Genomic DNA, 12,881 nt, shown 5'->3' with positions numbered 1-12,881 from the left:
CTAATTTAGTATAACTCTATTTATATAATTCTTTACAAATATTGTAATAAGTTACCCATAAATATTCCTAAATAGTTTCCAATAATATATCCAAATACTCCTACTAGCATAATTGGTCCTATTAATTTATTCCATCCCTTAGCTATTGCCATAGCAACTGCTGTAGTAGGCCCACCAATATTCGCATTAGATGCTAATAGTATTTCTTCTAGATTGAATTTGAATAATTTTCCTAACAATAAAGTAACTGTCATATTTACAAGGACTATAACTCCTGTAAATACAAGTAGTAAGGGTGATCTAGTTAATATTAATTGTAATGATGCAGGCACTCCTATAACAACTAAGAATATATATATTAAAAATGTTCCTATTTCTTGTGCTCCATGAATATTAGACATGAAATTAGGAAAATAACTAGCTAAGAACATGGTTATAGTAGTTATAAGAAGATATTTATTTCCTAATAAACCATTAAGTAAATTATAAAAAAAGTTACCAGTAGGTATTTTATTTCCTAAAAAACTTGCAATTTCAGTAGAAACCCATACTATTGCAAAGGAAATGGCTACAGAAAAAGCAATGTCCTTTAAGGATATTTCTTTTCTTCCCCAGTATTTAGCCGCCAAGGTTTCACCTTCACCAGTATTTACATTACCCTCAACCTCATCTATATGAGGATGTTTGAATTTCTTCTGGAAAAATTTAATTGATGGTATAGCTAATAAAACAAAGAAGTATAATGCCATTAATAAATTATCAGCTACTACTAAAGCAGAAATCCAATCTCCAGATGTTCCAAAGGATTCAGCCATTGCAGCAAAATTTACTCCACCTCCAATATAAGAACCTGTCATCATGGCAGCCATCTTATACAAATCTGGTATATAATTTCTTAATAGTATAAAAGAAACAAATGCTCCTAAAAGAGTTCCCACTGAACTAAGTAAATATATAATCATAACTCTTCCACTTTCACGCCAAATCTTCTTAATATTAGCATTAAATAATAGTAAAGGTATCCCTAAAGGAACTACATAACCCCATACTGCATCATAGGTTGGTGCATCTGTAGGAATTACTTTAAGGTTTGCTAATATCATTGCAATTAATAATCCAATAATTGCTCCCGTTACTTTTGATGCCCATTTATAGGTTTGTTCAAGATAAATGCTAATTGCTGCTATACCTACTAATATTGTCCACAAAGCCCAAGTGTTGTCTGCATTAATTAATGTACCCATATTACTCCTCCTTTAATTTTATATTAGAAACTATTTCCTTAAAAATATAATACAATATATTCTGAATAAATTCAATATATTAAATATTTATTTAATATATTGAATTTATTTTAATGGTTTTTTATTTGAATATTTATGTTAAAATATAGATAATGTTAACAATGGAGGTTCATGATTTTGAATATAGATATAGGTACAAAAATAAAGGAATTGAGAAAAAAAAGAAAAATGAATATATCTGACTTAGCTAATGATGCAGAATTGAGCCCTGGATTAATTAGTCAAATAGAGAGAAATATGGTTACTCCCTCTATAGTTTCCATATGGAAAATCGCCCAATCTCTAGGTGTTTCTGTAGGATATTTTTTTGAAGAAGATGCTAAAAGAAATGCAAATCCTATTATAAAAAGAAATAATAGAAAACGTATAGTAGCTTCCAACAATAATGCCATTTATGAATTGTTGTCTGCTGACCTCAATAGAAAAATCGAATTTTTATATATTACTATTAAAGTTGGAGATTACTCCTCTGAAAATTTCGTTACCCATGAAGGAGAGGAATGTGGTCTTGTGATTAAGGGCAAGTTAATGGTTAAAATGGAAAAGGAAGAGTATATATTAGAAGAAGGGGATAGTATTTACTTTGATAGCACTATTCCACATAGATACATTAATGTTGGTGATGAAATATGTGAATCTGTTTGGGCTATGACGCCCCCAAGTTTTTAGGATTAAAATAAACAAGTTTTCCGTTTCAAATTTGAAGCGGAAAACTTGTCTTTCATTTATTCCATATTTCATCTGCTACTAATGCCCAATCTTTAGCTGCCTCTTCACATTTTGCACTTAAATCATGAACGTCTTCTGGATTTTGTAAGTCTGTTGATATAGCCCCTGATTTATCTACCATTTCAGACAATTTATTTGGATTATCCAATAACGGGCATGGTCTTAGGTGATTTTTATTAAATGGTTGATTATCATGATATTCCATAAATAAAGGAGATTTATATGCTTCTAGCAATGTTTTTTCATATATGCTAGAATCTGAATAATGTATAAATGCACATGGTTCAATATCTCCATTTGCATTTATATGCAAATAATTCCTTCCACCAGCAATACATCCTCCTACATATTCTCCATCATTCCAAAAATCCATAGTAAATATTGGTTTTGTATTTCTAAATTTTCTAATTTGATGATACATATATTTTCTCTGTTCAGCTGTTGCCATCAATTCAGGTACTGCATCTTTTCCAACAGGCATATAAGTAAAGAACCAAGCAAATTTTGCTCCCTTATCTATCATAGCATCAAAATATTCTTCGCTTCCTATGATATCTACATTTTTTCTAGTATAGCAACATGATATTCCAAATGGAAGTTTTTTATCTTTTAATATCTTCATTGCCTGAATAACTTTTTGGTAAGTTCCATTTCCTCTACGATAATCTGTTTCTTCTTCAAATCCTTCTATGCTTATGGCTGGAACAAAATTTTTAACTCTCAATATTTCATCTGCAAATTCTTCATCTATTAGAGTCCCATTGGTAAATGAAAGAAATACACAATCGTCATGCTTTTCACAAAGTTTTATAATATCATTTTTACGGACTAATGGCTCTCCACCAGAATATATGAACATATATGTTCCCATATCCTTAGCTTGACTGATAATATTGTCCAAGGTTTCATAACTCATATTCAGCTTATTTCCGTATTCCGCTGCCCAACATCCAGTACAATGTAAATTACAAGCAGAGGTGGGATCCATTAATATAGCCCATGGTACATTACAATTATGTTCTTTTCTAATGGTTTCTTTCTTATTTGCTCCTAATAAATTGGTATTAATTATAAAATTTTCAAATAATTTTTTTCTTACTTCTCCGTCTATATCTGTCCAAAAACTCTCTGCTAGCTTATACCAATTTCCTTCTTTATTCTCCAGTTCTTTTCTTACAATATTGAATTGACTACTAATATGACCTTCTTTGTCAAATTTTTCAACCCAATTTATTATTTTTGGAATATTACTATCAGGATCACTATCGAGATAGTTCAATACTATTTTCAAACCATAAGATTTCATATTTTCCTTAATAGTTTTATCTCTCATTTTGTCTCCCCCTTCCAAATTAAAAAGCCTTCTATTAAATACTATTATAAAACTTTCCTTTTAGAATTTCTTTGGACAATTTTTTTATTTGTGCAATTTTGGGACATTTTCTTAAATTGTGGTGTTTTAGGACATATATTAAATTTGACCATATACATAAATTATATAAAAGTTTATATTTATACTAGAACTAATTGAGAAGGAGTGGGTTCTAATGGAGGATAAGTTAACTAGAGTTATGTTGGAAATTGCAATTGAAAGAGCCTTTAAAGAAATAGAGTTAAAGTCTAAACGAGGAATTAGAAATTTAGTAGATCTTGGAGCACATTTTGCCAAGGGCAGGTTTCAAAAAGATTTTTATAATATTGCTCAAATAATGCTTGAAAATGAAAATAGTCCATACTATAAGCTAATTTTTAATATAGTTCAAAATGTGGATCATAATATTCTTAAAACCTTTGGAATTAATCTTGGATTAAACTCTTGGACATATGGTGCAAAGAAAATTCGTCAATATGAGGAGAAAAAAGGTTATAATGTTCCTTGGACTATAATATTTGACTTTACAAATCCTAAGAATGATATATTAGATTATAATAAAATTGAAAATATAATTAATGAGGGAAAAAGCATTGGCTTATACAGTTATATATTTTTTTTAGATAATAATGAGAATAGATTTAAAGGACTAATAGAGATTTTAAAATCCAATAAAGATTGTGCTTTTATTGTATTTGTAAACCCTATTATATTGGCAGAAGAATATGTCTTGGAGCTAAAAAACATTGGAAATATATTATTATCTATTAATATAAGAGATAATAATCCTTTCTTTGATTCTAAGATATTATTGTTAAAAAAGAATAAGCTTCTATTTGGAGTTCATATGATTTATGATAATAATGATGTCAAAAGTATTTTAAATAATAGTTGGGCTATGGATGTAGTCAATTTGGATTGTGCCTTTGCATTCTTAATTCCCTCTTTAGAATGTAGTGAAGAAATTGTAGTTTCTATAAATAAGTATATAAAAGATGCAAAAACAAATCAAAAATATCCTGTATTCTTAATTGATTTCTACAAAGATATAAATCATGTAAATAAAACTATTTCTCAAGAATATTATTTAATGGAGTTTCTTCCTGATGAAACTTTTCTTTATACATCTTTACTGCAACTCCTGTAGCAGCATTCTCCATTAGTTTTACAAACTCATTAGGTGGAATTTTACTGCCTTCAAGTAACCATCTTGTTATGGAAGTCCTTATTGCATCAGTAAAAAATGTTATGTAAAATTCCTTATCCTTATCTTGAAATATATTTTCAAATTCTAAAGCAATAATTGGAGATAAGACCTCACCAAAATAGTCATAAAATGAATTTTGCCCCTTTACTTCCAATGCATTACAATAAAATCCTCTATTATTATAAAAGAATTCACAAATGCTCTCTAAAATACTCCATTGAGAGTTGAGTTCGTTTTCTTCAAAGCTAGTTACAAAATCTGTATAATATATCCAATTAACCAAGTCATATTTATCTTTAAAATGATAATAAAAGCTCTTACGGTTCATATTGCAACGCTGTACAATATCTTTAATGCTGATTTTAGATAAGGATTTTTCCTTCATCAATTCCTTCATAGAATCTGCTAAGGCTCTTTTGGTTATAGATGACTGGGTCATGTCTATCACCTTCCTATATGGAAGCATAGGTTCTCCATTACATTATTCTGAACGGAAAACCTATACTTCCATTTTATATTAATTTTCTATTTACCATTTCTGTAACTACAAAGGTAGCTACATCCTCTGCAAAGGATCCTGTGCCAAAGCCTGCATCATAACCCAATTCTTTAGCTAATTCATGGCTAATTCTTGGACCACCACAAGTAAGTACTACTTTATCTCTTATACCCTCTGCTTCTAGTAATTCTACTAATTGAGTAAGGTTTGGTATGTGTACATCTTTTTGTGTAACTACTTGTGATACTAAGATAGCATCTGCATTTAATTCTATTGCCTTTGCTACTAACTCTTCATTTGGTACTTGGGAGCCTAGATTGTACGCATCTATTCCCTCATATCTTTCTAGTCCATAATGTCCTGCATAACCTTTCATATTCATTATAGCATCTATTCCTACTGTATGAGCATCTGTACCTGTACAAGCTCCTACTATAACTACTTTTCTCTTTATATTATCTTTAATGTATTCTTCTACTTCTTCTTTGCTTAGTACATCTACATCTACTTTTGGCACTTCTATTTTAGTAAAATCTACTGTATGTGTACATTTACCATATACTACAAAGTAGGTATAGCCTACTCCTAAATCCTTTGAATATACTACTGCTGGTTCATCAAAGCCCATTTTTCTAGCCAATTGACGTGCTGCCTCTACTGCTTCATCTCCTGCTGGCACTGGAAGAGAAAAGCCTAACTGTACCATTCCATCATTCATGGTATCTCCATAGGGTTTAACTTGCGTTAAATCTACTTTTGCAATTTCTACCATTATCTGTCACCTCCAAGCATCAATTCAATAAATGGATTGAAATAACCTAAGTCTTTCTTTGCTACTCCATCCAAGCCTTTTCCACCTGTACGTGATCTCTTTACTCCACCAAATTTACCTTGCTCTATGGTTTGAAATAGTCCTTCTTTTTCTATTTGAGTTAGGAGTGCCTCTGCATTTTTAAGTACTTCTTGTGCTCTTTGCTGGATTATACCATCTTCTTTAAATTCTATTTCATCTCCAAGATCTCTTGCATTATTGAATATATACTGAGCGTTTTCAATAGATAGATATCTATCATGTAAATGTGGTGTATGGATTGCTTCTGTTAACATTCCCAATAGTTGTATTCCTTGATTTGTCATAATGGATACCATATTAAATAGGGCATTTTGTATGTGTCCTTTAAATATATTTCCTGTCATAAATTTTGTTGGAGGCATATATTTTAATGGTGCTCTTGGAAATATTTCTCTTGCCATTTGTGCTTGAGCTAATTCAAGTAAAAATCCATTTTCTACTGATGGATCCATCTCAAATGCATGTCCAAGTCCCATTTGTTCCTCTGGTATACCTGCCTTAATTGCAAATTGCTCATTGATAAACTGTGATGCTAATACTGTATGTGCTGCTTCTACTGCATCATCTGTAGTTAAGTAATTATCTTCTCCAGTGTTTATGATAATTCCTGCAAAACCGTTGATTATTCTAGAGAAATATTGGTCTACTAAGGTTCTTTGCATATTGATATCTCTAAACAAAATTCCATATAATGCGTCATTTAACATCATATCTAATCTTTCACTAGCTCCCATTGCTGCTATTTCTGGCATACAAAGTCCTGAACAATAGTTACATAATCGTATATATCTGCCTACTTCCTCACCTACTTCATCTAATGCTCTTCTCATTAGTCTAAAGTTTTCCTGGGTTGCATATGTTCCTCCAAAACCCTCCGTTGTTGCTCCATATGGCACATAGTCAAGTAAGGACTGTCCTGTTGTTCTAATAACTGCTACAACATCTGCACCTTGACGTGCTGCTGCTTGTGCTTGAACTATATCTTCATAGATATTTCCTGTAGCTACTATTACATATAGATATGGTTTTTTTCCTTCTCCTATTGTATTTAGGTATTCATTTCTTTTATCTCTATTGGATTTAATCTTTGCTACTTTGTTTTTTGCCATTTCATATACTACTTCTTTTATCTTTCTTTCATCTGCCGCTGGAAGTCTGGTAATATCTATTTCTCCTACTGCTATTTTTTCCGCTATTTCTTGAGTTGTAAGTCCTGTATTTACTACTGCATTTCCAAGCCAGTATGCTGCTCCTCTTTCTAGTCCTCCACCCTCTTTAATATTGTCTACAACTACGTTTGGTAGAGGCTTTTCGATTTCATCTACTCCATCTACTCCAAGAAGTCTGACTATTGTTCTTTCCGTTGCTGTTGTAGTATGAGCATCTATAAATTTCTGTATTTCTTCTGCTATGTTTTTAGCTGCATTTCTTGAGCTTTCGATTAAACTTTGATCAAGATTTAATTTACTCAAAATTATCACTCCTTCGTCATTCAATTAACAGATAACAGATAATAATTAAAACATAATATTTTATATATTTAGACTGGTTTCTTTAAATATCCTTCTGCTAAATTAAGTATTTCTTCATTTAACCCCATTATTCTAGCTATATTTAATGCGTCCTTGGGAACTAGAGTATCCTTTTCTACTACTCTTAGACGATAATCCATATATTTGTTGATTATTTCCATTTTTTCATCTATACTTATTTCTTTAGCTAAGTCTATAACATTGACTTTAGACAATCCTATTACTTGTAAGTGAACTACATCATCTAAGTTTGCTACATTATCATAATGTGTAGTTAGTAAAGATATGGAATTTTTGCCCTTTAGATAGGTAACTATGGCCTTAGATATGGCATATCCTTCTTCTGGATTTGTACCCCTTGCCAATTCGTCTATAAGTATTAATCCCTTTTCATCTGATTTTAATATGGCTTCACTTACTATTTTTATCTCTCCCCCAAAGGTAGATAATCCTGAATCCGTTGATTGCATGTCCCCAATGGAAGACTTTATAAATTGATTTAATCCAATTTTCATATTTTTAGCTGGTACAAATAAGCCGTATTGTGCCATTGCTGATAATAATCCTGCTAGCTTTAAACTAATGGTTTTCCCTCCCATATTTGCTCCTGTAATACAAGCTACTCCTTCTTTTAAGGATAACGATATGGGGGTAAAGTGTAGATTTTTCTCCTTTAAGAAATCTGCTACCTTTGGATGTATTCCTTCTTTAATCTCTAATCTATGTTCCTTCAGTATTTGTGGTCTTATTCCTTTTATATCTAAAGCATATTTTGTTTTTCCTATAAGCAAATCCAATCTTCCTATATTTGCCATATTTCTAAAGATTTGTTTTCTTCTTTTTCCAATTTCCTTAGATAGTATTTCTCTTATTCTAAGCTCTTCTTTTTCTTCTTTATCCTTTAGAATAAGGAGTTCTCGTTCTAATTTAGTCATATTTTCTGTTTGTCTTATGGAAAATTTTATATTCATATATGTTTCTGAAATATAGGTTAAATAGGGATAGTCTTGAAGTTTTTCTATTAATTCTTTTTGAGTCTTTGATATAAGTACAGAGGAATCTGGTCTAAGATCTAAATTTAACTCTTCTTTTATTTTATCTTTTATATTCTTTTTCTCTAATTTTATTTCCTTATCTATAATTCTCTTTTTTTCTCTAATGTTTTTTAATTCTTCTGAGTAAGCATCATATATATAGAAAGTAGATATTCCTGTATTTTCAGGATCTAATGCTTTCTCTAAAGATACTATTGGTTCAATCTTTGTATCACTAAAAGTTGGAATATTGTTTTTCTTTATTAATCTATCTAAATCTCTTATTAAAAAAAGGAAGTTTTTTATTTCAAATAACTCTACTTCTGTGAGGATAAAACCCTCCATAGTACGTCTTACTGAGGTTCTCAAATCCTTTATATGAGCAAAGATATTGTTAAACTCCCTTCTTATCTCTTTATTTTCTACCAATGGTAAGAATGATTCTATTTTATCCAATTCTTCTATCAGTTTTTCTTCTTCTCCTAATTGAAATGCCTTTAATCTAGCTTTATACATCATTCCATAAGGTGTAAGTGTGGAAATCTTATTTAATATATATTGAAAATCTAAGGATTCCTTTGTGCCTTCATCCATGAATACCATATTATTCACCACCTAATATTAAATCCATTACTGGTATATGGTTTATGTAGGATTTCATTTTCGATAGAAATTCTATTGGTTCAAAATAGTATCCTGCTGGTGCATATGGATTTAATGTTATTCCTACTAAATTTATTTTATCTAAGACTTTTACTACTACTCCTTGTCTCATGAATTTTAGCCAAGCCTTTGGCTCTATAAATATTTTCGTACCATCTGTAACTATTATTTCTACATTTTTATATCTTCTTGTGGATCGAGTTAAATCTTCTATTGTATTCTTCACTAAAGAACCTGGGATTACTAAATACTTTGAATTGTCTTTTAGATGATCCCCTATTATTGCACCTCCGTTTAATGCTGTTTTTAAAGGAATAATATCCACTTGGTTATTATTGTCTATTACAGCTATTTGATTGTTTTTAATAAGTTCTCTTATTATCTCTCTTACTTCTTCGTCTTCAACAGCTGGAAGTCCTAGAGTATTAACTACATGAATTGTTTCCTCTATTACTTTATTTATATCTCTAGATAGTACAGCACCTGTAGATAAAATAGTAGCCTCTGATATAGCTGGAGCTGCTTGGGATAGCCTGTCTAAAGCTCCATCTATGATGACAAATTTAGCACCTAGATTTAACATAATATCAGAGACTGCTTTTATTTCAGAAAGGAGCTGAGGGCCTGCTATTTGAACATAGCCCCCATCCCTTACTCTGCCTATAATTATTTCACCTAGAGGTGTTCTATATTCCGTTACCTGTAATATTTCTATATTGGCATCTCCTAGTTCTAACATTCCCGTAGCTGTTGCAATAAGAGCACCTTCCTCTAAAAATATACGAGGTTTTTCTGTTTCAGTCACAATATCTAATGACTCTCCATCTCGACCTATAGAAGTTATACCGACGGGAATTCCCTCATCAATGGCTTCAGCTATTAAATGGTTTAAAGCTACAGTCTTACCACTATTTTTAGACATTCCTACTATAGATATTGTTTTGAATTTACCATTTATTAGTTCAAGCATAAAGTGCCCCTTTCAGTTGCAAATTTTGAATTGTGAATTATCTCTAGATTTTAGTCTTTTCTATGTCTTCTTTCTAAATAACTAGGTTCTAGAGCTTTTACCTCTGGTCCTTGAAGTAATTCAGCTACTCCTGTAATCCTTGCTTCTCTTTCTCCTTTACAAGTTGGGCAATTACATGGTTCTTCTACCATTTGTGGTTCTGTATATGTTGTGATTATACCTTCATAGTTTCTTAAAACCACCTTAGTTGGTGATTGTGATATGACATATTGAGGCATTACTGGAGTTTTTCCTCCACCACCAGGAGCATCAACTACAAATGTTGGCACTGCATAGCCTGATGTATGTCCTCTTAAAGCTTCTATTATTTCGATGCCCTTGGATACCTTTGTTCTAAAATGCTCAATTCCCATGGAAAGGTCACATTGATAAATGTAATAAGGTCTTACTCTTATCTTTACCAGTCCGTGTACTAAGTCTTTCATTATATGAGGACAATCGTTAATTCCTCTTAAAAGCACTGATTGATTTCCTAATGGAATACCAGCATCTGCTAATTTTGCACAAGCTGCTGCTGATTCAGCAGTTATTTCTTTTGGATGATTAAAGTGAGTATTTAACCAAATCGGATGATATTTCTTTAGCATATTTACTAGATCGTCTGTAATTCTCTGTGGACATACTACTGGTGTACGGCTTCCAATTCTAACTATTTCTACATGTGGAATTTCTCTAAGTTTCTTGATAATATATTCTAATACATCATCAGATACTAATAAAGCATCTCCACCTGAAAGCAATACATCTCTTACTTGTGGGGTATTTCTAATGTATTCTATACATGCGTCTATTCTGTCCCTTGGTACTCCCATGTCATTTTGTCCTGCAAATCTTCTTCTAGTACAGTGTCTGCAATACATGGAGCATTGGTCTGTAATAAGGAATAATACTCTATCTGGATATCTATGAGTTAATCCTGGTACTGGTGAATCTTCGTCTTCATCTAATGGGTCTTCCAAATCAGATGAACTAATGTGAGTTTCCATTAAGGTTGGTACTGCCTGCATTCTAACTGGACAATGGGGATCATCTGGATCCATTAAAGAAGCATAATAAGGTGTAATACCTACTCTAAATTTCTCCATTACCTTACAAATGTCCTTTTCTTCTTCTTCTGTTAGATTTATTATTTGTCTTAATGTTTCAACATCTGTAACTCTGTTTCTAACTTGCCAATGCCAATCATTCCATTGTTCTTCAGTAACATTTTTCCAAAGTTCGATTTCACTATAATGACGCATTATTTTTCCTCCCTTTTTATTGGATTAAAACATTCAATCAGTCTATATAACATATGCTATTGATTTATTTAACTGACAATTGTGCATTGTCAATTAGTAAACTTTGACAAAGGAAAGTTTAAGCATATAGTTCTGTGAAAATCTTTCTTAATGCTTCTGATTCTCTCATTAACTCCAGTGATATTGCCGCATGGTCTTTAGTGTATCCGTTTCCTACTATCATAGTTACATCCTTCCCTACTCCTTCTGCTCCTAATGCTGCCTTTGTAAAGCTTGTAGCCATACTAAAGAAATATACTATTCCTCTGTCTTTACAGATTAGTATAGATGACATTTCTGTATTTGGAATATTTACTGTGTTAATTACTATATCGGCCATTTCTCCATTTGTAGCTTCTTTTACTTTTTCAAGAATTTCTACTGCATCTGTTGCATTTGCCTTAATATATACATCTGCTAAATTAGCATCTTTACATCTTTGTAAAGTAGTATCTCTTGAACCTATGCATATAACCTTACCTGTAACTCCTGCTCTTTTCTTTGCTTCATATAGACATAGCATACCTGATTTACCTGTTCCGCCTATAACTACTACTGTATCTCCAGGTTTAACTAATTTTGCTGTTTGTGCTGGTGCTCCTGCTACGTCTAATACTGATAATGCTAAGTTTTCAGGCATATCTGATGGAATAACTGCATATATTCCTGATTCAAACAATATTGCTTTACCTACTATATCTACTTGGTCTACATCTGGTCTAACTTCTTTAAATTCGTCTATTCTAAGTGGTGTTAGTGATAAAGATACTAATGTAGCTATTTTGTCTCCAACTTTAAGATCAGTTTTGCCTTCTAATGCTGATCCTATTTTTTCTACTGTACCGATTAACATTCCACCTGAACCTGTAACTGGGTTTTGGTGTTTACCTCTTTCTGCTACAATACCCTTCATTATCTTTTTGATTTCTTCTATGTTGCCGTGAGCAGCCTCTTTAATTTGCGTAAAGCTTGCTGAGTCTACATTCAATGTTTGAACGTCTATAAGTATTTCGTTGTCATAAATTTCCATGTCATTATCAATTTTAAGTGCTGGTTGCGGTAAAACTCCTTTTGGTTCAATAACCCTATGCGTGCCATATGGACATCCTTTTTTCATTTGACATTCCTCCCCAGTATTTTAATTAATTTTTCATTTATAATTTAATGCAAAATATATGCCAAGGAAAGATTTATACTCATTTTAAATTGTGAATTGTGAATTAAAAGACGATGTTTTGAATGTTTTAAAGGTGTTTTTATTTAAAGATATGATTTAAAATTTGAAAAAATAATCTTTTAATTAATTTTATAGTGGAATCAATGCCCAATTTTAGGCAAAAATATAGTGAATAGTTTTAAACAAGATTTAGAGTCTTTT

At 31.4% G+C, this 12,881-nt stretch carries 11 protein-coding genes; 2 read left to right on the top strand and 9 right to left on the bottom strand.

Annotated elements, in window-relative coordinates; translation table 11 throughout:
* Window positions 1–32: 32 nt before the first annotated feature.
* Window positions 33–1,244 carry a DUF819 family protein gene (locus BUB33_RS11685; RefSeq protein WP_072976565.1) on the bottom strand — a complete coding sequence of 404 codons (1,212 nt, stop codon included), beginning with the start codon at window positions 1,242–1,244 and terminating at the stop codon, window positions 33–35.
* 177 nt (window positions 1,245–1,421) lie between these two features.
* Between BUB33_RS11685 and BUB33_RS11680 the strand changes: the two genes are divergently transcribed.
* The gene (locus tag BUB33_RS11680) at window positions 1,422–1,973 is read left to right on the top strand and encodes a cupin domain-containing protein (protein WP_172463202.1); all 552 of its coding nucleotides are present in this window, start codon (window positions 1,422–1,424) and stop codon (window positions 1,971–1,973) included.
* Window positions 1,974–2,025: 52 nt separating this feature from the next.
* On the opposite strand, the gene BUB33_RS11675 is transcribed toward BUB33_RS11680, so the two are convergent.
* Window positions 2,026–3,366, bottom strand: a complete 1,341-nt coding sequence (locus BUB33_RS11675) for a radical SAM/SPASM domain-containing protein (protein WP_084725415.1) — start codon at window positions 3,364–3,366, stop codon at window positions 2,026–2,028.
* A gap of 214 nt (window positions 3,367–3,580) precedes the next feature.
* On the opposite strand from BUB33_RS11675, the gene BUB33_RS11670 reads away from it, so the two are divergent.
* Entirely contained in the window at window positions 3,581–4,552 is a 972-nt protein-coding gene (locus BUB33_RS11670) for a hypothetical protein (RefSeq protein WP_072976562.1), read from the top strand.
* On the opposite strand, the gene BUB33_RS11665 is transcribed toward BUB33_RS11670, so the two are convergent.
* The 7 genes from BUB33_RS11665 to kdd form a co-directional block, all read right to left on the bottom strand.
* A complete protein-coding gene (locus BUB33_RS11665) occupies window positions 4,473–5,078 on the bottom strand; it encodes a TetR/AcrR family transcriptional regulator C-terminal domain-containing protein (RefSeq protein ID WP_200778208.1) in 606 nt (201 codons plus the stop codon). The genes BUB33_RS11670 and BUB33_RS11665 overlap by 80 nt on opposite strands.
* A gap of 46 nt (window positions 5,079–5,124) precedes the next feature.
* Entirely contained in the window at window positions 5,125–5,883 is a 759-nt protein-coding gene (gene kamE, locus BUB33_RS11660; protein WP_072976560.1) for a lysine 5,6-aminomutase subunit beta, read from the bottom strand.
* Window positions 5,883–7,445, bottom strand: a complete 1,563-nt coding sequence (gene kamD / locus BUB33_RS11655) for a lysine 5,6-aminomutase subunit alpha (protein WP_234950043.1) — start codon at window positions 7,443–7,445, stop codon at window positions 5,883–5,885. The genes kamE and kamD overlap by 1 nt, the downstream gene beginning before the upstream one ends.
* Before the next feature lie 59 nt (window positions 7,446–7,504).
* Window positions 7,505–9,133 carry a lysine 5,6-aminomutase reactivase ATPase KamC gene (gene kamC, locus BUB33_RS11650; RefSeq protein WP_072976558.1) on the bottom strand — a complete coding sequence of 543 codons (1,629 nt, stop codon included), beginning with the start codon at window positions 9,131–9,133 and terminating at the stop codon, window positions 7,505–7,507.
* A gap of 1 nt (window position 9,134) precedes the next feature.
* Window positions 9,135–10,163 carry a lysine 5,6-aminomutase reactivase subunit KamB gene (gene kamB / locus BUB33_RS11645; protein ID WP_072976556.1) on the bottom strand — a complete coding sequence of 343 codons (1,029 nt, stop codon included), beginning with the start codon at window positions 10,161–10,163 and terminating at the stop codon, window positions 9,135–9,137.
* Between the two features lie 50 nt (window positions 10,164–10,213).
* Window positions 10,214–11,464 (bottom strand): lysine 2,3-aminomutase, encoded by a 1,251-nt coding sequence (gene kamA / locus BUB33_RS11640; protein WP_072976554.1) that lies wholly within the window; start codon window positions 11,462–11,464, stop codon window positions 10,214–10,216.
* 118 nt (window positions 11,465–11,582) lie between these two features.
* Window positions 11,583–12,620, bottom strand: coding sequence for an L-erythro-3,5-diaminohexanoate dehydrogenase (gene kdd / locus BUB33_RS11635; protein ID WP_072976552.1), 1,038 nt, complete (start codon window positions 12,618–12,620; stop codon window positions 11,583–11,585).
* Window positions 12,621–12,881 lie beyond the last annotated feature (261 nt).

The sequence above is a fragment of the Tissierella praeacuta DSM 18095 genome (assembly GCF_900128955.1).
Lineage (GTDB): Bacteria > Bacillota > Clostridia > Tissierellales > Tissierellaceae > Tissierella > Tissierella praeacuta.
The sequence above is the reverse complement of the archived record's forward strand: the minus strand, read 5'-3'. Positions and strand labels throughout refer to the sequence as shown.